Origin of the sequence: Nocardioides sp. JS614, assembly GCF_000015265.1 — a bacterium.
In the GTDB taxonomy this organism is placed as follows: domain Bacteria; phylum Actinomycetota; class Actinomycetes; order Propionibacteriales; family Nocardioidaceae; genus Nocardioides.
In genome coordinates, this window is the sequence record NC_008699.1 from 251736 (window position 1) to 271988 (window position 20253).

Sequence of the window (20253 nt, forward strand, 5' to 3'; positions counted from 1 at the left end):
ATCACCCCAGGCTCCGGGCGAACGCCTCCAGGTCGGCCAGGCTACGGGCGGTCAGCACCTGGTCGACGTACGGCGTGGCGACGGCCATGCCGAGCGAGGCCGGCTCGGCGCCGTGCGGGTTGAGCCACACGACCCGGTGGCAGAGCCGGGACAGCCGCTGCATCGCCGACGCCAGCAGCGCCGGGTCGCCCCGGTCGAGGCCGTCGGAGCAGATCACCACGATGCCGCCGCGGCCGGTGCCGCGCCGGCCGAAGTCGCGCACGAACGCGTCGAGGGAGCCGCCGATGCGAGTGCCACCCTCCCAGTCGACGACGGCGCGGGCCGCGCGGTCGAGCGCCTGATCCGGCCGTCGGTGCTCGAGCTCGCGGGTGATCCGGGTGAGCCGGGTGCCGAAGCAGAACACCTCGACCTTGCTGGTCGCGCGCGAGGTGATGTGTGCGTACTGCAGCAGCGCCCGCGAGTAGTCGGCCATCGACCCGGACACGTCGAGCACCAGCACCAGCGGCCGCGGCCGCTTCCGTCGCTGCCGCCAGCGCAGCCTCGCGGGGTCACCGTGGGTGCGCATCGCCTCCCGGACGGTGCGGCGCAGGTCCGGTCGCGTCCCGGCCGATGCGGCAGCGGTCCGCCGCGAGCGGCGGCGGGGCGGGGTGAGCCGGACGGTGCGCATGATCCGGCGCAGCGCGGCCAGTTCCTCCGGTGTACAGGACGCGAACGCCTTGTGCTTGAGCGCGGACACGTCCGAGGCCATCAGCCCGAGGATCGCCTCCTCCTCCTGCCGCTCCTCGCCGTGCTGCTCGGTCTCCGGCACCTGTAGCGCGGTGCGCGCCTCCTCGCGCTGCTGGATCGTGAACGGCCGCGCCTCGTCGGGCTTCGGGGCGGGGTGGTCGAGGAAGTAGCGCAGGAACGTCTCGTGGTACGTCGGGATCTGCTCGCGCCGGGTCACCAGCGTCGCCCGACCGCCCCAGTAGAGGTCCATCAGGTCGGTCGGGTCGAGGGGCTCCATCGCCGCGCAGAACGTCACGCCGTCACCGGTTCCCACCGGCAGCCCGGCCGCCCGCAGCTCGCGAGCGAAGCCGACCAGCGTCTCGACGAACGCGTGCCCCGGGTCCGGTTCGGCCGACTCAGCCACCGGGAGCCAGCTCGTGCACGTGGGCCCGGACGACGTCGAGGTCGTCGTGCTCCTTCACGACCGCGCCGAGGGTGTCCTCGATAGTCTGCGGGTCCAGGTCGTCGGCGCCGACCACGTCGAGGGTGCGCACCCAGTCGATGGTCTCCGCGACGCCGGGCGGCTTGGCCAGGTCGAGCTGGCGCAGCCGCTGCACGGCGGTGACCACCTTGCGGGCCAGCGACTCGGCGACGCCGGGCACCCGCACCAGCACGATCTCGAGCTCCCGCTCGGCGTCGGGGTGGTCGACCCAGTGGTAGAGGCAGCGGCGCTTCAGCGCGTCGTGCAGCTCCCGGGTCCGGTTCGAGGTCAGTACGACGAGCGGTGGTCGCTCGGCCACGATCGTCCCGACCTCGGGGATGGTGATCTGGAAGTCGGACAGCAGCTCCAGCAGGAACGCCTCGAACTCGTCGTCCGCGCGGTCGACCTCGTCGACCAGGAGCACGGCCCGGTCGCCCGCACGCACGGCGTCCAGCAGCGGCCGCTCCAGCAGGAACTTCGGGCCGAACAGCGCGTCCACCGCGGCCTCGTCGTCGAGGCTGCGGTCGGACAGCGCCCGGATCTGCAGCAGCTGTCGTGCGTAGTCCCACTCGTAGAGCGCCTGGTTGGTGTCGATGCCCTCGTAGCACTGGAGCCGGATCAGACGCCGGCCGAGTACCCGGGACAGCGCCTTGGCGATCTCGGTCTTGCCGGTGCCGACCTCGCCCTCGAGCAGGAGGGGACGGTCGAGAGCGAGGGCGACGTAGGTCGCCGTGGAGAGCCCGCGGTCGGCGAGGTACCCATCGACGCGGAGTGCGTCGGTCAGCTCGGCGACGCCCCCCGGTCTACTCATGCACGTGATCGCTGCGCTCGCTCATGCGTCCCGGCCGAGCACCAGGTCGCGGATCGTCTCCCCGGTGCCGAGCTTGCCCTCGCGGGCGAGCAGGTCGCGCCAGGCCTCGTTCAGGTCGGTGCCGGGCTCGGCCATGCCGTCGAAGGTCATGCCGCGGGTGCGCTTGCAGACCTTCGCCGGGGCGGCGTGCTCGAGCTCGACGGCGGCCTCGGTCGCCTCGTCGGCGTCCCAGAGCGCCCGCAGGACCTCATTCGGCTCGGCCATGTCCTTCACTGTAGGTCGGCGCGCCGTCCTCGGCGAGGGCCGGTTAAGGGAAGGCTGAGGTGCGCGTCGACGCTGAGCGAGTGGTCAGGGGCGGGCGATCAGGCGCGGGCGGCCAGGCGCGGGCGGCCAGCGGCGGGTGGTCAGCGGCGGGCGGTCACGGTGCGACGGTGAGGGTGCCGGCGGTGCTGCGGTCCAGGGCGCGCGAGATCACCATCCGCTGGATCTGGTTGGTGCCCTCGAAGATCTGCATCACCTTCGCCTCGCGCATGTAGCGCTCGACCGGGAAGTCCCGGGTGTAGCCGTAGCCCCCGAGCACCTGGACGGCGTCGGTGGTCACCCGCATCGCGTTGTCGGTGGCGACCAGCTTGGCGACCGAGGCCTCGCGGCCGTACGGCAGCCCGGCGTCCTTGAGCCGCGCGGCGTGGAGGGTCGTGGCGCGGGCGGACTGCACGGCCGCCTCCATGTCGGCCAGCACGAACGCCAGGCCCTGGTGGTCGATGATCCGCCTGCCGAACGTCTCTCGCTCCTGGGCGTAGGCGACCGCGCGGTCGAGGGCACCTTGGGCGAGCCCGGTCGCGACGGCGGCGATGCCGAGCCGGCCCGCGTCCAGGCCGGCCAGCGCGATCTTGAGGCCGTCGCCCTCGCCGCCCAGGAGCCGCTCGGCCGGGATCCGCACGTCGTCGAAGCGCATCGTCGCGGTCGCCGACCCGGTCAGCCCCATCTTGTGCTCGGGCGGGTCGGCGGACAGGCCCGGGGTGTCGGCAGGCACCAGGAAGCAGGAGATGTCGCCGCGCTGGTCGCCGGTGCGCGCCATCACCTTGTAGAAGTCGGCGTGCCCTCCGTGGGTGGTCCAGGCCTTCGCGCCGTTGAGGACGTACTCATCGCCGTCGCGGCGGGCCCGGGTGCGCATCGCGGCCGGGTCGGATCCGGCGTGCGGCTCGGAGAGGCAATAGGCCCCGAGCAGCTCGCCGCCGAGCATCGCCGGCAGCCACTCGGCCTGCTGGGCCGCGGTGCCGGCGGTCGCGAGGCCGAAGCAGCTCAGGGCGTGCACGGAGATCCCGACGCCGATGCTCGCCCAGACCGCGCCGACCTCCTCGAGGACCTGCAGGTAGACCTCGTACGGCTGGCCGCCGCCACCGTGCTGCTCGGGGTAGGGGAGGCCGAGCAGGCCGGTCCGGCCCAGCATCGCGAAGACGTCGCGCGGGAAGGTCTCGGTGGCCTCGGCCTCGGCCGAGCGTGGTGCCAGCTCCTCGGCGGCGATCTGGCGGACGAGTGCGATCAGGTCGACGGCCTCGTCGGTGGGCAGCAGGCGCGATGCGGACATGAGTACCAAGGTACGCTGCCTGGTACTGATAGCGTCAACGCCGTGCCACCCCCGCGCCATCAGCTCCTCGACGAGCTGATCGAGCTGTTCCTCGCCGAGGGGTTCCTCGAGTTCGGCATCGGCGACCTGGCCGCGCGGCTGCGCTGCTCGCGCACGACGATCTACCGGGTCGCGGAGACCAAGGAGCAGGTCGTGCTCGCCGCCGTGCGCGGCTTCTTCCGCCGTGCCGCCGAGCGGATCGAGGCCCAGGTCGCCGCCGAGCCCGACCCGGGCGCGCGACTCGCCGTCTACCTGACCGCGGTCGCCGAGGAGCTGGCGCCGGCATCCGCGCGCTTCTACGCCGACCTCCAGGCCTATGCCCCGGCCGCGGAGATCTACGAGGCGAACACGCGGCTCGCCGCCGAGCGGGTCCAGGAGCTGGTCGGCGCCGGCGTCGCCGCCGGCGCGCTGCGCCGGGTCGACGCCTCCTTCGTCGGAGCCGCGGTCGCCCAGGTCATGAGCGCGATCCAGGGTGGCCGGATCGCGGCCGCGTCCGGCCTGCAGGACGCGGCGGCGTACCGCGCCCTCGCCGAGCTCGTCGTGCACGGTGTGGGCGGCTCCACTCCCTGATCCCACCCCCTGGGCACCTCCCTGAGCCGCGCGCCCGCCTGAGAGAGTGCGGCCATGAGTGATCTCCCCGAGTCCCTTGCCGGCACTACCGTGGCCGTCCTCGGCGGCACCGGCCCCCAGGGGCGCGGTCTCGCCCGGCGGTTCGCGGCGGCCGGGCTGCCCGTCGTGATCGGCAGCCGGAGCGCCGAGCGGGCCGCGGCCACCGCCGCGGACCTGGCCGCGGCCACCGGTGGCGACGTGACCGGCGCCGACAACGCGCACGCGGCCACGACCGGTGACCTCGTGGTGGTCGCCGTGCCGTGGGAGGGCCACGGCGAGCTGGTCGGCGGCCTGGCCACGGAGCTCGCGGGGAAGGTGGTCGTCGACTGCGTGAACCCCCTCGGCTTCGACAAGCAGGGTGCCTTCGCGCTGGCGGTCGAGGAGGGCTCCGCCGCGCAGCAGGCGCAGGCCCTGCTGCCCGAGAGCACCGTCGTCGGCGCGTTCCACAACGTGAGCGCGGTCAAGCTCGAGGACCCCGAGGTCGCCAGCGTCGACACGGACGTCCTGGTGCTCGGCGACGTGCGCGAGGCCACCGACCTGGTCCAGGACCTGTGCGCCACCATCCCGGGGGTGCGCGGGGTCTACGGCGGCCGGCTGCGCAACGCCCACCAGGTCGAGGCGCTGACCGCCAACCTGATCAGCGTGAATCGGCGGTACAAGTCCCACGCGGGGGTCCGGGTCACCGACCTCTGACTTCGATCTCAGTTGTGCGAAAGATCACCCGGTCCTGAACGATCCAGCCCGCAAGATTGTTCGACATAGTTTGGATCAACGGGTAATCTTGCTGTTACACGTTGCTTGGGAGCCGTTGACCGGACTCCCGGATCCACCTCACGTCGCGACCGCCGCACGTTCTCGTGCCGCGGTCGCGTCGTACGTCCGCGCGCGCTCGCGCTGAAAGCCAGAGAAAGCTGTGAACCTGACCCTCGCCACCCTCGTCGGCCTCGCCGGCACCCTCCTCGCCGCCGGCTACACCGTCCCGCAGTTCAGCAAGCTGCGTCGGATGGCCACCGCCGCCGGGGTGAGCGTCGCGGCGCTGGCGAGCTCGACGATCAGCGGGGTCGCCTGGACGGTCTTCGGCGTGCTCGAGCACGACATCTGGGTCGCGCTGCCCGCAGCCGTCGCCGTACCGGCGACCGTCGGCGCGCTGGTCCTCGCCTGGCTGCGCGGCGGGTCGCGCGAGCGGCTGTGGCTGCCCGCGGCGTGGCTGGCGACGGTCTCCCTGGCCGGTCTCGCGACGCTCTGGGTCGGGCCCACTCCTGCCACCGTCGTCCTCGGCTTCTCGGTGGCCCTGCTCGTCACGCCCGCCGCGCTGACCGCGTGGCGCAGTCGGGACGTCTCCGCGATCGCGGCCTCCGCGTGGGCGCTGATGATCCTGGACGCGCTGCTCGCCGGCGCGTACGGCCTCCTGGCCGGTGTCGACGCGAACCTGATCTACGCCGCCGTCGCCACGATCGGCTCGCTGGCGGTGCTGCTGCGCATCGCCGTCCCGGCGCACGTGCACGCCCGCCTGGTCCCGCTCCCCGCCCTGGCCGACGCCGAGGTCGAGGTCGTGCCCGAGGACCTCAGCCTGGTCGCCTGACCGCGATGACCGTTCGGTAGTCCCTGACGTTTGTGCGCCGTGAGAGCGTTCCCACGGCCCGCAAGCGTCAGGGACTACCGGCCTCAGTCCGAGCCGAAGAGGCCCTCGAGGACGGGGCGTACGTCGCCGCGGGAGTCGACCCAGCCGACGTCGGGCTCGAGCCGGCGCACCACGCGGGCCGGGTTGCCCGCGACCACCGCGAAGTCCTCGACCTCGCCGCGGACCACTGCGCCCGCGGCGACCACGGCGTTGCGACCGATCCGGGCGCCGGGCAGGATCACCGCGCCGTGGCCGATCCACGACCCCGAGCCGATCGAGACCGGTTGGTGCGCGCCGAACTGCTCACCGATCGGGCGGGTCGGGTCCTGGTAGCCGTGGCTGGCGTCGGTCACGAAGACGCTCTGCCCGAAGAACACCGACTCGCCGATCGTGATCGAGGAGTGCGCGGTGATGCTCACCCGGGCGCCGAGGCTCGATCGGTCCCCGATCACGAGGGCGCGGTCGGGAATGTTGGGATCGTCCGCGCCGTACCCGACCGAGAGCGTCGCCTGGCGGCCGACGAGCACGCCGGATCCGACGTGGATCGAGCGGCAGTTGAGCAGCGTGGCCGGTGGGAAGTCGATGCAGCTGCCGGCGCCGAAGCTGCCGAACGCGGCCGCGGCGTGGGTGCCGGGCACGATCTCGCCGGCTCGGTCCAGCCACCGCCAGACCGCGTGGACGCCGCGGTTGAGGACGCCGTGGCCGAGGGCGCGCGCGAGGGGGTTCACGGGCGAGACGCTAGTGGGTCCGCCCTCCGTTGGGCGGGCGTGTCAGAGTTCTGGCCATGAAGGCGGTCGTGCGCCGGGTCGCGCTGGAGGTCCTCGGCTGGGTGCTCGTCGTCGCGGGCATCGCGGCGCTGGTGCTCCCCGGCCCCGGCCTGTTGATGATCTTCGCCGGCCTGGTGATCCTCTCCCAGGAGTACGAGTGGGCCGAGCGGCGCGTGGAGCCGGTGAAGATCCGGGCGCTGCGCGGCGCCGCCGAGGGCGTGGAGAACTGGCGCCGGGTCACCTTCTCGACGGCGATCGCCGTCGGTCTGGTCGGGTGCGGGGCGGTCTGGATCTGGGGGCCGGAGGCGCCCGGGTGGTGGCCGGTGGCCGAGCGCTGGTGGCTGCCCGGCGGGGCGGCGACGGGCGTGACCCAGGTGGCTTCCGGGTTCATCGCGATCGGGCTGATCGTCTACAGCTACCGCAGGTTCAGGGTCCGGGGCGAGCCGGTGCCGGAACTGCCCGACGACGATGACGACGACAACGACGACAACGACAGCAGGGGCGCGGCCGAGCGGGACTGACTCTCGGCGGTGAGTCCCGGTCACGATCGTGCCGTCGGCGGCGGTGACCAGGTCGGCGGCCGCCAGGCCCGCGTCGGCCGCCGCGGTGCGGCGCTGCGCCAGGTCCGCCCCTGCGGCCGGGGCCGGTGCTGCGAGGGGAGCGTGGGGCCGGGGATCTGGGGTTCCATGACCTCGGCGGACGGCCGCGACCTGCGCCGCCGTCGGAACCGGCTGTGGGCTACCTGTGCGTCAGCCGGCCGGCGCCGCTGCGGGGAACGTGACCGTGAAGGTGGTCCCCACACCCAGGCGCGAGCGCACCCGCACCTCGCCTCCGTGCCGCTCGACGATGGTGGCCACGATCGCCAGGCCCAGCCCGGTGCCCGGCTCGCGCAGCGCGTCGGGGTTCGTCGTGCGGAAGAACGGGCGGAACAGCCCGACCTGGTCCTCCTCGGAGATCCCCAGCCCGTCGTCGGCGACCTCCAGCACCGCGGCGTCCCCACGGCGCTCCACCGTGACCGTGACGGTGCCGCCGGCGGGCGTGTACTTGACCGCGTTGCTGACCAGGTTCGTCAGCAACCGGTCGAGCTCGCCGGGATCGCCCGGCACCAGGTGCTCGCGGGGATTGTGCTGCAGGCGCAGGGACAGGCCCTTGGCCAGTGCCGGTGCGGTCAGCAGGTCGACGGTCGTGCGGGTCACCGCGTTCAGGTCGACCGGGACCTGTACCAGCGGGTGCTGCGGGTCGCTCACCCGCGCCAGGAGGAGCAGGTCGTCGACGACCTTCTGCATCCGGGTGGTGCCCCGGGTCATCGCCTCCTGGTAGTGCTGGGCGGTCTCGTCGAGGGAGAGGTCGCCAAGCAGCTCCAGGTTGCCGGAGATGACGGTGAGCGGGGTGCGCAGCTCGTGGGAGAGCGTGGCGATCAGCTGGCTCCGGTAGTCGTCGAGCTGCTGCAGCTCGCGCACCAGGCTGCGCTCGCGCTCGAGCGCGCGCACGGTCATCAGCGCGGCGCCGAGGTCGTACCCGATCTGCAGTGCCGACCCGATCTCGACGGTCGACCAGGGCGGGTCCTGGGCGCGCCGGGACAGCACGAGGAACCCGAGGCACTCGGTGCCGGCGCCGAGCGGGACGGCCATCGCGGAGGTCAGGCCGAGCTCGGCGATCTGGCGGCGCGCCTCCTCGAGAAGTGGCCCGGCGCCGGACTCCGCGGACAGCGACGGTTCGACACCCTCGGCGACGACCAGCACCTGCTGGGCCTCCCACAGCCGGGGTGCCAGCCCGTGCGCCAGGGCGATCATCCGGTCGGACAGGGAGACCACCTCACCCTCGCGGGTCCGGGCGTAGCCGACGCCGCCGCTGTCCGGGTCGAGGACCTGGAGCCACGAGCCAGCGGCGCCGAAGCCCTCCACGAGCGGCCGGTGGGTGTGGTCCAGCACCGCCTGCAGCGAGGCTTGGTCCGGCATCGAGGCGGACCGGATCAGCCGTCGCGCCGCCTCCGAGTGCGCGACCTGCTGCACCAGCTCCTCCCGCTCGAAGGCCGTCATCACCGCGCGCTCGGCCTGCGCGGCGTACCGCTCCAGGAGCCGCCGTTGGGCCGGGTCCGGTCGCCGGCCGGAGACCGGGCGGTCCACCGACATCGCGCCGACCAGCCGCCCGTCGTCGTCGGTGAGCAGCCCGACCAGGACGTCCATCGGGTGCCAGGCGTCCGGCACGTCGACCTGCCCGTCGGCGACCACCATCCAGTGACCCTCCAAGGTGGTGGCGTCGTAGTCCTCGGCGGCGAGGAAGTGGAAGCGGCCCCAGCTCTCCGCCCGGGCGAGCACCGGGTCGAGGACGGTGACCGGGTCCGGGGCCATCAGGTAGTCGCGGAACTCCTCGGGGCCGGTGTAGGCCATCGTGACCAGGTCGCCGTCGAGCACCACCGAGAGCGTCGCCACCTCGAAGCCGACCATCTCGGCGACCGACTCCACCATCAGCTGGAGCACCGCCCGGGCGGCGGAGTCCGACCACCCGGCCCGTGCGTCCTCGTGGTGCACCACCTCGGTGTCGACCACCGTCTCCGCCCTCCCGCCGAGCCGCGGGCCGGCCTCCCGCCGGGCCCGCTCCCCGAGTATGCCCTCCGCCGTCGGGCTGGTGGTCAATCGGCGATGGCCGCCGGCGCGCCGGTGCGCAGCAGGGTGGCGATGTAGATGACGATGGGGGTGGTTCCGGCGTTGCGGGCGTGGTGGACCTCGCCCTGCTCCTCGACCAGCCACCGGCCGGGGCGCACCTTGACGGTCTCGCCGGGGTCGATCGTGCGGACCAGGGTGGCGTCGTCGCCGGGGCCCTTCATCAGCCGGGCCTGGCCCGACTCGACCGTGTAGGTCAGCGTGCCCTCGGCGACGTAGCCGAGCTGGGCGCCGGGGTGGTGGTGCGCGGCGAGCCGGGCGCCCGGCATCACCACGACCTTGCTCAGCCCGAGCGTGCGGTGCGGCGCACCGGGCGGCGCGGTGACCTCGGCCAGGGGCTCACGGGTGACCACGACCGGGGCTGCGCGGTCTGCGTCGTCGGCGGCGGTGGCGGACACGGCGATGCCGGCCCCGAAGCCCGAGCAGACCAGCGCGAGGCCGCCGAGCGGGAGGAGGAGGCGCTTCATGTCCGGGAGCGTAGGGAGCGGACGCCGGCCGTCGCAGCCGATCCGTCGAACCCGGGGTCCCCTGATCAGGTCCCAGGGTCGGTCCCGGGGTGCTCCCCGATGTGCGGACCCGCGTGCTCGCCGCAGGGTGGACCCCATGATCCGTGCCCACGCACTCACCAAGCGCTTCGCCACCGAGAAGGGGCAGAGCCGGGTCGCCGTCGACGGGATCGACTTCGTCGTCGGGCCCGGCCGGGTGACCGGCTTCCTCGGCCCCAACGGCGCCGGCAAGTCCACGACGATGCGGATGATCCTCGGCCTCGACGCCCCGACCTCCGGGACGGTCAGCGTCAACGGGCACCGGTACGCCGCGGCCCCCGCCCCGCTTCGCGAGATCGGCGCCCTCCTCGACGCGCACGCCATCCACCCCGGGAGGTCGGCCCGCGACCACCTGAGGTGGATGGCGGCGTCCAACGGCATCCCCACCACCCGGGTCGGTGAGGTGCTCGAGCTGGTCGGCCTGGAGTCGGTCGCCGGCCAGCGGGCCGGGCGCTACTCGCTCGGCATGGGCCAACGACTCGGCATCGCCGCGGCCATGCTCGGCGACCCGCCCGTGGTCGTGCTCGACGAGCCCGTCAACGGCCTGGACCCCGAGGGCATCCGCTGGGTCCGCACGTTCGCCCGGCAGCTCGCCGACGAGGGCCGGACCGTGTTCATCTCCAGCCACCTGATGTCCGAGATGGCCCTGATGGCCGACCACCTGCTGGTGATCGGGCGCGGGTCGATCCTCGCCGACTGCTCGATGAGCGAGTTCATGACCGACCACGCCGCGTCGTACGTGCGGGTCAAGGCGCCCGCGCTCGGCGACGTCGCCGACCTGCTCGGTCGCCGCGGCCTCGAGGTCTCCCGGGTCGACGACGAGCTGCGCGTCGCCGGCCTGGACGCGCCGGCCGTCGGCGAGCTGGTGTTCGGGCACGGCCTGGTGCTGCACGAGCTGACCCTGGTGCGCTCCTCGCTCGAGGACGCCTTCATGGCCCTGACCGCCGACAGCGTGGAGTACCACGCCGCCCCCGAGCCCGCCCGGACCGGAGCCCTGCGATGACCGCGACCCTGACCGAGACCGGATCGCTCCTGGTGGCGGCGGATGCCCCGCGCCCGGGGTTCGTCGACGCGCTGCGCGCGGAGTGGGTCAAGCTGCGCACCGTCCGCTCGACCTGGTGGACGCTGGTGGCGACCTTCGTCCTGGGCGCCGGGCTGACGATCCTGATGTGCTGGGCCAACGCCGACTGGCTGGCCTCGGCCGAGGCCGACGAGTCGCCGGGCTCCTTCATCACCTGGGGGATGATGATCGCCCAGATCACGGCCGTCGTCCTAGGCGCCCTCGTCGTCACCACCGAGTACGGCACCGGCATGATCCGGTCTACCTTCGCCGCCGTACCGCATCGCGGGCGGGTGCTGGCCGCCAAGTCCCTCGTGCTCGTCGCCGTGCTGCTGGTCGTCGGGACCGGGACCGCGCTGGTCGGGTACCTCGGCGGCAACTACTTCCTCGACCGCGAGGGCATCGGGATGCCGCTCGAGGGCGACGTGCTCCGCTCGATGTACGGCTCCGGCCTCTACCTGGCCGGGATCGGCCTGTTCACCGTCGCCGTCGGCTTCCTGCTGCGGCACACCGCCGGCACCATCTCGGTGGTGCTGGCGCTGATGCTGATCCTCGGCAACATGGTCAACCTGGTGCCCGGCAGCTTCGGCGAGTGGCTGACCAAGCTGATGCCCGGCAACGCCGGCTCGGTGGTCGCCACCCCGGTCTCGTTCAACCCGAACCTGCTCGACGCCTGGACCGGCTTCGCGGTGTTCGGCCTGGAGATCGCGGTGCTCCTCGCCGCGGCGTACGTGGTGCTGCGCCGGCGCGACGCGTAGCTTCGCGAGCGGGTTCTCAGTTTCATCGGCCGGCCGATGAAACTCGACCCTGGACGATGAAGTTGCATCGTCCAGGCACGAGGTCTGTCGGCCGGCCGATGAAACTCGACACCGGCCCCGATCTGTCCCCGCCGCCGCATAGGGTCGCGGCGTGACCCTGCAGATCCACCGAGCCTCGCGCACCGACGTGCTCGCGGACGCGCTCGGGGACCTGCTGCGCACCCCGCTGGCCGACCCGTTCGCCGAGGAGGTCGTGGTCGTCCCGGCCAAGGGCGTGGAGCGGTGGCTGACCCAGCGGCTCAGCCACCGCCTCGGCGCCGGACCGCGCGGTGACGACGGGGTCTGCGCGGGGGTCCGGTTCCTCAATCCGCGGTCGCTGGTGTCGCTCCTGCTCGGGCGCGAGCGCGACGACCCGTGGGACCCCGAGCGGCTCGTCTGGCCGCTGCTCGCGACGATCGACGAGAGCCTCGGCGAGCGTGAGTTCGCGACGCTCGGGCGGCACCTCGGCCACGGCGTGGACGGCGCCGACGGCGAGCTGCGCCGCAACCGCCGCTACTCGGTGGCGTTGCGGCTGGCGCACCTGTTCGCGTCGTACGCACTGCAGCGGCCGTCGCTGGTGACCGCCTGGCGGGAGGGCCGCGACGGCGAGCACGGTGGCGAGCAGGGGCTGCCGCCCGACCTGGCCTGGCAGCCCGAGCTGTGGCGCCGGCTGATCGCCCAGGTCGACGCGCCCCCTCCCGATGTCCGGCACGCCCAGACGTGCGCGGCTCTGCAGGCGGGCGGCGACGGCCTGCCGCTGCCCGACCGGCTCTCGCTGTTCGGCCACACCCGGATCCCGGTGACCGAGGTCGCGCTGCTGAAGGCCCTGGGGGAGCACCGCGACGTGCACCTGTTCCTGCCCCAGCCCTCGCCGGTGCTCTGGGACGACCTGGCCGACCTCGGCGGACCCGGGGGCGTCGTGCCCCGGGCGGCCGACGACTCCGTCGAGCGGGTCGGACATCCGCTGCTCGCCTCCCTCGGCCGCGACGCGCGCGAGCTCCGGCGGCTGCTCGACGGCGTCTCGTCGGAAGAGGTGCGCCCACCTGCGGGGACCCCGACCGGATCGACCACCGACCCGGTGACCCTGCTCGGCTGGCTCCAGCACGACCTGCGCGCCAACCACGCCCCGTCGTACGACGAGCGCTCGACGCGCGAGCTCGACCCGGACGACCACAGCCTGCAGGTGCACGCCTGCCACGGCCCGGCTCGTCAGGTCGACGTGCTGCGCGAGGTGCTGGTCGGCCTGCTCGAGGACGACCCGACCCTCGAGCCGCGCGACGTCCTGGTGATGTGCCCCGACATCGAGACCTACGCGCCGCTGATCTCGGCCGGGTTCGGTCTCGCGACCACCGACGGGCACCCCGCCCACCGGCTGCGGGTGAAGCTCGCCGACCGCGCGCTCACCAGCACCAACCCCCTGCTCGCCGTCGCCGGGGACCTGCTCGACCTGGCCGGCGGCCGGGTCACCGCGTCCGACGTGCTCGACCTGGCGGGCACCGACCCGGTTCGCCGCCGGTTCGGGTTCACCGACGACGAGCTGGACCGGGTGTCGCGGTGGGTGGCCCGCGCCGGCGTCCGGTGGGGCCTCGACGAGGAGTCGCGCGCGGCGTTCCGGATGGAGCGGTTCCCCCACAACACCTGGCGCACCGGCCTCGACCGGATCCTGCTGGGCGTCGCCATGAGCGGCGACGACCACCACCACCTCGGCCGGGGGCTGCCGCTCGACGACGTCGCCAGCTCCGAGATCGACCTCGCGGGACGTCTCGCCGAGCTGGTCGCGCGGGTCGACCGCACCTTGACCGTGCTCGCCGGCGCGCGGACGGTCGCCGACTGGGCCACCGGCCTGCGCGACGGCGTCCGGTCGCTCGTCGACGTCGCGGCCGACGACGCCTGGCAGGTCCCGCAGTTCGAGCGCGAGCTCGGGCGCGCCGCCGCGTCGTCGCACGAGGGTGGGCTCGAGCTGCGGCTCGCCGACGTGCGCGCGATGCTCGAGTCGCGGCTGGCCGGGCGCCCGACCCGCGCCAACTTCCGCACCGGCAGCCTGACCGTCGCCACCATGGTGCCGATGCGCTCGGTGCCGCACCGCGTGGTCTGCCTGGTCGGCCTCGACGACGGGGTCTTCCCGCGCGCGGGTGCGGTCGACGGCGACGACGTGCTCGGGCGGCATCCGCTCACCGGCGAGCGCGACGTCCGCAGCGAGGACCGGCAGCTGCTCCTGGACGCTGTCCTCGCCGCGACCGAGCACCTCGTCATCACCTACTCCGGCGCCGACGAGCAGTCCGGGGCGAGCCTCCCGCCCGCCGTACCCCTCGGCGAGATCCTCGATGCCGCCGACCGCACCACCAACGCGCCGGTCCGCGACCGGGTCCTGACCCGCCACCCGCTCCAGCCCTACGACGCACGCAACTTCACCCGCGAGCGCCCGTTCAGCTTCGACACCGCCGCGCTGGCCGGCGCCCGGTCGGCCCGGGGCGTACGCCGCGAGCCGCCGCCGCTGCTCGACGGGCCGCTGCCACCACGGCTTGCCCTGGACGGGAGGGCCGCGGACGTGTCGCTGCAGGACCTGCGCGACTTCCTGGGTCACCCGGTCCGGGCCTTCCTGCGTGGGCGGCTGGACGTGGCGACGCCGTTCGAGCCCGACGACCTGGCCGATGCGATCCCGGTGTCGCTCGACAGCCTGGAGAAGTGGCAGATCGGTGACCGGCTGCTGCGGCAGCTGCTCGCCGGCCAGGACCCGGTCGCCGTGCTGACCGCCGAGCAGCTCGCCGGCACGCTGCCGCCGCGCGGGCTCGGCACCCTCGCGCTCCACGAGGTCGCGGAGGAGTGCCAGCGGCTGTGGTCGCGCACCGCCGACCTGCGCGACGGCGAGCGCCGGTCGGTCGACGTCGACGTCGACCTGCGTGACGGGCGGCGGCTCACCGGCACGGTGCCCGGCGTCTACGGAAGCCGGGTGGTCAGCCTCGGCTACTCCCGGCTCAACGCGCGGCAGCGGCTGCACGCGTGGGTCGACCTGCTCGCGCTGTCGGCGACCTACCCCGACCAGCACTGGACGGCCCACGCGGTCGGGAAGGACCGCGCGGGTCCGAAGCGCGCGCTGTGCGGACCGCTCGACCACCGCGCCGTCGGCTGGCTGCGCGACCTGGTCGACCTCCGCGACCGCGGCCTCTGCGCTCCGCTGCCGGTGCCGGTGAAGACCGGAGCCGCGTGGGCGGACGCCCACGCGCGCGAGCTGATGGGCCAGGACCACCCGCCGGTCGAGGCCGCGCGACGGGAGTGGGAGACCGACCCCCACAACCAGTTCGGCATCACCGGCGAGGACGCCGACCCCTACCACCAGCGCGTCTACGGCCCGGCTGCGCCCGTCGAGGCCCTGCTCGACGCCGGTCTCGGTGAGCACGCCTGGGCGATCTGGGAGCCGCTGCTGACCGGCGGCGAAAGGGTCGGCCCCCTGTGAACGCTGTGCGCCCCTTCGCCATCACCGACCCGCTGCCGGCCGGCACCGTGCTGCTCGAGGCGAGCGCCGGCACCGGCAAGACCTGGACCATCGGCGCCCTCCTCACGCGGTACGTCGCCGAAGGAGTCGCCCGGCTCGACCAGCTGCTCGTCGTGACGTTCGGCCGCGCGGCCAGCCAGGAACTGCGCGAGCGGGTGCGCGCGCAGCTGGTCGAGGCCGAGCGGGTGCTGGGCGACGACCCGGTGGCCGGCGACTCCGGTGACCCCGGTGACCCCGGTGACCCCGGTGACTCCGAACTCGTGACGCTGCTGCGCTCGTGGGGCGCCGACGAGCGGCGCCGCGGCCACCGCCGGGTCACCGAGGCGCTCGCCGGCTTCGACGCGGCAACCATCGCGACCACCCACCAGTTCTGCTCGATGGTGCTCGACTCCCTCGGCGTCGCAGGCGACACCGACTCCCGGGCGCGGCTGGTCGAGGACCTCGACGACCTGGTCAAGGAGACCGTCGACGACCTCTACCTCCGCGCGTTCGCCGACGCCGAGCCGGCGTTCACCCACGACGAGGCGATGGCCATCGCCCGGGCGGCGGTCGGCGACCCGCAGGCCCGCCTCGAACCCGCCGGCGCGGACCGCTCGACGATCGCGGGCCGCAAGGTGAGCTTCGCCGACGCCGTACGCACCGAGCTCGACCGCCGCAAGCGCCGGCTCGGCATCCTCTCCTACGACGACCTGCTCTCCCAGCTCGCCGACGCGCTCGCCCAGCCGGGGAGCGCCGCGGCCCAGCGGATGCGGGCGCGCTGGCGGATCGTGCTGGTCGACGAGTTCCAAGACACCGACCCGGTGCAGTGGGAGGTCCTCGACCGGGCCTTCAGCGGCCACGCCACGATGGTCCTGATCGGCGATCCGAAGCAGGCGATCTACGCGTTCCGCGGGGGCGACGTCACCACCTACCTGCGGGCCGCCGAGACCGCGCAGACCCGGCAGACGCTCGCGGTCAACCGACGCAGCGACGGCCCGCTGCTCGCCGCCGTCCAGACGCTCCTCGCCGGCGCGGAGCTCGGCGACGAGCGGATCGTCGTGCACGACGTGACCGCGCACCACGGCGAGTCCCGCCTCGCCGGTGCTCCGGTCCCGCATCCGTTCCGGCTGCGGGTGGTGCGCCGCGACACGTTCGGGCGCCGTGGGGGCAGCACGCTCACGGTCGGTCAGGTCCGCCCGCATGTCGCGAGAGACCTGGCGCTCGACGTACGCCGGCTGCTCGCGTCGGGCGCGACCTGGTGCGGGGAGCCGATCCGGCCGCGGGACGTCGCGGTGATCAGCTACCGCCACGCCGACCTCGCCACCGTCCGCGAGGCGCTGCTCGAGGTCGGGGTGCCGGCGGTGATCGCCGGCGGCGGCAGCGTGTTCGCGACCCCCGCGGCGATCGAGTGGCTCACGCTGCTGGAGGCGCTCGAGCAGCCGCACCGCAGCACCCGCGTGCGCTCGGCCGCGCTGACCTGCTTCTTCGGGCACACCGCCGTCGAGCTCGACGCCCGCGGGGACGACCTGACCGACGAGGTCGCCGACACGCTGCGCGGCTGGGTCGAGCTCTTCGCCGGCCGCGGCCTCGCCGCGGTGCTCGAGGCCGCGAACGTCGCGGGCCTGCCGGAGCGGGTGCTCGCGGAGATCGGCGGGGACCGGCGGCTGACCGACCTGCGCCACATCGGCGAGGCGCTGCACGAGGTCACCCTCGTCGCGCGGCACGGGCTGCCCTCGCTGCTCACCTGGCTGCGGGGGCAGGTCACCGAGGGCCGCGCGGGCCGCGGCGTCGAACGGACCCGCCGGCTCGACTCCGACGCGGCCGCCGTCCAGCTCGTCACCATCCACGCCAGCAAGGGGTTGGAGTACCCCGTCGTCTACGTTCCCGCCCTCGCCGACCGCTTCGTCCCGAAGCCGACCCGACCGCTGTTCCACGACGACGGCGGCACGCGCTGCCTCGACGTCGGCGGCGCGCGCTCGGACGACGGCTGGGCCGACCACTGCCGGCGCTGGGCCGACGAGGAAGCGGGCGAGTGGCTGCGGCTGCTCTACGTCGCGACCACCCGGGCCAAGTCGCAGGTGGTCGCCTGGTGGGCGCCGACCAAGAACGCCGTCGCCTCGCCGCTGCACCGGATGCTGATGCGCGACGGCGACGGGCCTGACGGTGAGATGTCGGCGAGCGTGCCCGCCGCGCCGGCCGTGCCGGACGACGACGCCGTGGTCACGCTGTTCTCGCGGTGGCGCGAACGTGGCGGGCCGAGCCCCGAAGCCGCGATCCACGCCGACCCGGGCGCGGACCCGCCACGGCCGGCGACCCCCGACCTCGCGGCGCGGACGTTCACCCGCACCATCGACACCGAGTGGCGGCGCGCGTCGTACTCCTCCCTCAGCAGGGTGGAGGTGGCCGCGCCGGCCGGCGCGGTGGTGAGCGAGCCGGAGATCACCGGCAAGGAGGACGAAGCGCTCGCTCCCGAGGCCGTCCCCGTGGCGCCGCTGCTCGCCAGCGACGTGCCGTCGCCGATGGCGGGGCTGCCGGTGGGCGCGACCTTCGGGTCGCTCGTGCACGCGGTGCTGGAGCACACCGACCCGGAGGCTGTCGACCTGCGTGCCGAGCTGCTCGGCCACATCGACGAGCAGCTCGGCTGGTGGCCGGTCGATCTCGACCGTGAGGAGCTGGCCGACGCGCTGGTGGCGGTCTGCGACTCCCCGCTGGGCCCGCTCGCCGCCGGCACCACGCTGCGGCAGGTCACTCTCGGCGACCGGCTGCGCGAGATGGAGTTCGAGCTCCCGCTCGGCGACGGCCTGCTCGGCGACCTCCGCCCGCTGCTGGAGCGGCACCTGCCGCCCGGTGACCCGGTCCGCGCGTACACCGCCCATCTCGACGGCCCGCTCGGCGAGCAGACCCTGCGCGGCTACCTCACCGGCTCCGTCGACGTCGTGCTCCGGCTGCGCTCGGAGGCGGGGCCGCGCTACCTGGTCGTCGACTACAAGACCAACTGGCTCGGACCCACCGACGAGCCGCTCACCGCGCACAGCTACGCGTCGGTCGCGCTCGACGCCGCGATGGGCCACTCCGACTACCCCCTGCAGGCGCTGCTGTACGTCGCCGTCCTGCACCGGTTCCTCCGCTGGCGCCAGCCCGGGTACGACCCCGAGCAGCACCTCGGCGGCGTCCTCTACCTCTACCTGCGCGGCATGTGCGGGCCGGACACGCCATCGGTCGACGGCGCGCCCTGCGGTGTGTTCGCGTGGCGGCCACCGGTCGCCCTGGTCGAGGAGCTCTCCGACCTGCTGGACGGCGGTGCCCGTGACTGAGCTGTTCGAGCCCGTCGACGAGCACGACTGGCGGATCGCCACCGGCGCCACCGGGCTGCTCGCCACCTTCAACGCGGCCGGGGTGCTGACCTCCAGCGACGTGCACGTCGCCACCCGGATCGGTGTCCTCGGCGGCGAGACCGACGAGCGGATGCTGCTGGCGGTCGCGCTGACCGTGCGGGCCGTCCGCCGCGGCTCGGTCTGCCTCGACCTCGCCGGCGTGGCCGCGACCGCCCCGGACCTGCCCTGGCCCGACGAGTGGCCGGTGGCCGGCTCGCCGCTCGTGCACGCCGGGGTGGTGCGCTGGGACCACGAGCTGCTCTACCTCGACCGCTACCACCGGCTCGAGCGGCAGGTCCACGACGACCTGGCCGCGCGCCTCGCGCTCGCACCGCCGGCGGTCGACGAGCAGCGGCTCGAAGCGGCGCTGGCGAGGCTCGGCGGCGGGCACTTCAGCGAGGAGCAGCGGGCGGCCGTGGTCGCGGCCGTGCGCCGGCGTACCACCATCCTGACCGGCGGCCCCGGCACCGGGAAGACCACGACGGTGGCGCGCCTGCTCGCGCTGCTCGCCGACCAGGCCGCCGGACGAGGGAGCAGGCTCTCGATCGCGCTGGCGGCGCCGACCGGCAAGGCCGCGACCCGGCTGCAGGAGGCCGTGGTCACCGAGCTCGCGGCGGTCGCGACGGCCTGGCCGGAGGCGCCGGCCCTGGTCGGACGACTCGACGGGCTGACCCTGCACCGGCTCCTCGGCTGGCGCCCGGACAACGCGACCCGGTTCCGCCACGATCGCGCCAACCGGCTCAAGTACGACGTGGTCGTGGTCGACGAGTCCTCGATGGTCGAGCTGACGATGATGGGCCGGTTGCTGGAGGCCCTGCGCCCGGACTCGCGACTGGTGCTGGTCGGCGACCCGCAGCAGCTCACCTCGGTCGGCGCGGGTGCGGTGCTGAGTGACCTGGTGGCCGGCTACGAGGGCCGGCCGGACTCGCCGGTCGCGGCGTTGAGCACCAACTTCCGCTCCGAGGAGGACATCAAGTCCCTGGCAGCGGCGCTGCGCTCCGGCGACGCCGACGAGGTGATCGCGGTGCTGCGCGCGCCGTCGGAGCAGGTCTCCTGGGTCGAGACCTCCGACGCGGCCGAGGTCGAGGCCGCGCTGCGCCCCGACTCGCTCGCGTCCGCCCGCGCGGTCTGGGCCGCGGCGCGCGACGAGGACGCCGAGCGCGCGCTGGCCGAGCTGGACCGCTACCGGCTCCTGTGCGCGCACCGCGAGGGGCTCTACGGCGTCCGCCGTTGGAACCACCTCGTCGAGCGCTGGCTCGCCGAGGACCCCGACGTGGAGATCTACGACGAGTGGTACGTCGGCCGTCCGCTGCTGGTCACCAGCAACGACTACGCCCTCGACGTCTACAACGGGGAGAGCGGGGTCGTCGTGCGGCAGGACCAGCGGCGGCGAGTGTTCGTGGCGGGGTCGGAACGGCTCAAGGAGTTCGCGCCCGGCCGTCTCGAGGCGGTCGAGACGATGCACGCGATGACGATCCACAAGAGCCAGGGCAGCCAGGCCGACCGGGTGAGCGTGCTGCTCCCTGACGAGGGGTCGCGGCTGCTCACCCTCGAGCTGTTCTACACGGCGATCACCCGGGCCCGGCACCACGTGCGCGTGGTCGGGTCGGAGGCCGCCGTGCGCGCCGCCGTCGACACCCGGGCGCAGCGGGCCACCGGTCTGCGGGCGCGTCTCGCGGACGGTTGACGTAACCCCCGCGCAACGTGAGCGGGTTAGTGTC

Annotated in this window: 16 protein-coding genes; 9 read left to right on the plus strand and 7 right to left on the minus strand. The window is 74.1% G+C overall.

The window, feature by feature from the left end:
• Position 1 precedes the first annotated feature (1 nt).
• The 4 genes from NOCA_RS02605 to NOCA_RS02620 all read right to left on the minus strand — a co-directional run bounded on the left by NOCA_RS02605 (position 2) and on the right by NOCA_RS02620 (position 3585).
• The gene (locus tag NOCA_RS02605) at positions 2 to 1129 is read right to left on the minus strand and encodes a vWA domain-containing protein (protein ID WP_011753734.1); all 1128 of its coding nucleotides are present in this window, start codon (positions 1127 to 1129) and stop codon (positions 2 to 4) included.
• Complete coding sequence (locus NOCA_RS02610; protein WP_011753735.1) at positions 1122 to 1997, minus strand: AAA family ATPase; 876 nt, start codon at positions 1995 to 1997, stop codon at positions 1122 to 1124. Before NOCA_RS02610 ends, NOCA_RS02605 begins: the two co-directional genes overlap by 8 nt.
• 21 nt (positions 1998 to 2018) lie before the next feature.
• Positions 2019 to 2261, minus strand: a complete 243-nt coding sequence (locus tag NOCA_RS02615; RefSeq protein WP_011753736.1) for a hypothetical protein — start codon at positions 2259 to 2261, stop codon at positions 2019 to 2021.
• 154 nt (positions 2262 to 2415) lie between these two features.
• Complete coding sequence (locus NOCA_RS02620) at positions 2416 to 3585, minus strand: acyl-CoA dehydrogenase family protein (protein WP_011753737.1); 1170 nt, start codon at positions 3583 to 3585, stop codon at positions 2416 to 2418.
• Between the two features lie 42 nt (positions 3586 to 3627).
• Here NOCA_RS02620 and NOCA_RS02625 point away from each other — a divergent pair, with 42 nt between their 5' ends.
• From NOCA_RS02625 to NOCA_RS02635, 3 genes are all read left to right on the plus strand, one after another.
• Complete coding sequence (locus NOCA_RS02625; protein ID WP_011753738.1) at positions 3628 to 4194, plus strand: TetR/AcrR family transcriptional regulator; 567 nt, start codon at positions 3628 to 3630, stop codon at positions 4192 to 4194.
• Between the two features lie 54 nt (positions 4195 to 4248).
• A complete protein-coding gene (gene npdG / locus NOCA_RS02630; protein WP_011753739.1) occupies positions 4249 to 4926 on the plus strand; it encodes an NADPH-dependent F420 reductase in 678 nt (225 codons plus the stop codon).
• A 220-nt stretch (positions 4927 to 5146) separates the two neighbouring features.
• Complete coding sequence (locus NOCA_RS02635; protein ID WP_011753740.1) at positions 5147 to 5815, plus strand: hypothetical protein; 669 nt, start codon at positions 5147 to 5149, stop codon at positions 5813 to 5815.
• Between the two features lie 83 nt (positions 5816 to 5898).
• On the opposite strand, the gene NOCA_RS02640 is transcribed toward NOCA_RS02635, so the two are convergent.
• The gene (locus tag NOCA_RS02640; protein WP_011753741.1) at positions 5899 to 6582 is read right to left on the minus strand and encodes an acyltransferase; all 684 of its coding nucleotides are present in this window, start codon (positions 6580 to 6582) and stop codon (positions 5899 to 5901) included.
• Between the two features lie 56 nt (positions 6583 to 6638).
• Here NOCA_RS02640 and NOCA_RS02645 point away from each other — a divergent pair, with 56 nt between their 5' ends.
• Entirely contained in the window at positions 6639 to 7142 is a 504-nt protein-coding gene (locus NOCA_RS02645) for a PGPGW domain-containing protein (RefSeq protein WP_011753742.1), read from the plus strand.
• 228 nt (positions 7143 to 7370) lie between these two features.
• Here NOCA_RS02645 and NOCA_RS25415 read toward each other — a convergent pair whose 3' ends face one another.
• Positions 7371 to 9170, minus strand: coding sequence for a sensor histidine kinase (locus NOCA_RS25415; protein ID WP_049774188.1), 1800 nt, complete (start codon positions 9168 to 9170; stop codon positions 7371 to 7373).
• A gap of 83 nt (positions 9171 to 9253) precedes the next feature.
• Complete coding sequence (locus tag NOCA_RS25420; RefSeq protein ID WP_011753744.1) at positions 9254 to 9751, minus strand: cupin domain-containing protein; 498 nt, start codon at positions 9749 to 9751, stop codon at positions 9254 to 9256.
• A gap of 136 nt (positions 9752 to 9887) precedes the next feature.
• Between NOCA_RS25420 and NOCA_RS02660 the strand changes: the two genes are divergently transcribed.
• From NOCA_RS02660 to recD, 5 genes are all read left to right on the plus strand, one after another.
• Positions 9888 to 10832: an ABC transporter ATP-binding protein gene (locus NOCA_RS02660; protein ID WP_011753745.1), complete on the plus strand. Its 945-nt coding sequence runs from the start codon at positions 9888 to 9890 to the stop codon at positions 10830 to 10832.
• On the plus strand, positions 10829 to 11647 hold the full coding sequence (locus NOCA_RS02665; RefSeq protein ID WP_011753746.1) for an ABC transporter permease subunit: 819 nt from the start codon (positions 10829 to 10831) through the stop codon (positions 11645 to 11647). The genes NOCA_RS02660 and NOCA_RS02665 overlap by 4 nt, the downstream gene beginning before the upstream one ends.
• Before the next feature lie 151 nt (positions 11648 to 11798).
• Positions 11799 to 15140, plus strand: a complete 3342-nt coding sequence (recC, locus tag NOCA_RS02670; protein WP_011753747.1) for an exodeoxyribonuclease V subunit gamma — start codon at positions 11799 to 11801, stop codon at positions 15138 to 15140.
• Entirely contained in the window at positions 15137 to 18472 is a 3336-nt protein-coding gene (locus NOCA_RS02675; RefSeq protein WP_011753748.1) for a UvrD-helicase domain-containing protein, read from the plus strand. Before recC ends, NOCA_RS02675 begins: the two co-directional genes overlap by 4 nt.
• On the plus strand, positions 18465 to 20219 hold the full coding sequence (recD, locus tag NOCA_RS02680; RefSeq protein WP_011753749.1) for an exodeoxyribonuclease V subunit alpha: 1755 nt from the start codon (positions 18465 to 18467) through the stop codon (positions 20217 to 20219). Before NOCA_RS02675 ends, recD begins: the two co-directional genes overlap by 8 nt.
• Positions 20220 to 20253 lie beyond the last annotated feature (34 nt).

Coding starts and splice junctions, on each gene's coding strand:
- npdG (WP_011753739.1), top strand. CDS start 4,249: ATGAGTGATCTCCCCGAGTCCCTTGCCGGCACTACCGTGGCCGTCCTC.
- NOCA_RS02615 (WP_011753736.1), bottom strand. CDS start 2,261: ATGGCCGAGCCGAATGAGGTCCTGCGGGCGCTCTGGGACGCCGACGAG.
- NOCA_RS02665 (WP_011753746.1), top strand. CDS start 10,829: ATGACCGCGACCCTGACCGAGACCGGATCGCTCCTGGTGGCGGCGGAT.
- NOCA_RS02660 (WP_011753745.1), top strand. CDS start 9,888: ATGATCCGTGCCCACGCACTCACCAAGCGCTTCGCCACCGAGAAGGGG.
- NOCA_RS02620 (WP_011753737.1), bottom strand. CDS start 3,585: ATGTCCGCATCGCGCCTGCTGCCCACCGACGAGGCCGTCGACCTGATC.
- NOCA_RS02610 (WP_011753735.1), bottom strand. CDS start 1,997: ATGAGTAGACCGGGGGGCGTCGCCGAGCTGACCGACGCACTCCGCGTC.
- NOCA_RS25420 (WP_011753744.1), bottom strand. CDS start 9,751: ATGAAGCGCCTCCTCCTCCCGCTCGGCGGCCTCGCGCTGGTCTGCTCG.
- NOCA_RS02645 (WP_011753742.1), top strand. CDS start 6,639: ATGAAGGCGGTCGTGCGCCGGGTCGCGCTGGAGGTCCTCGGCTGGGTG.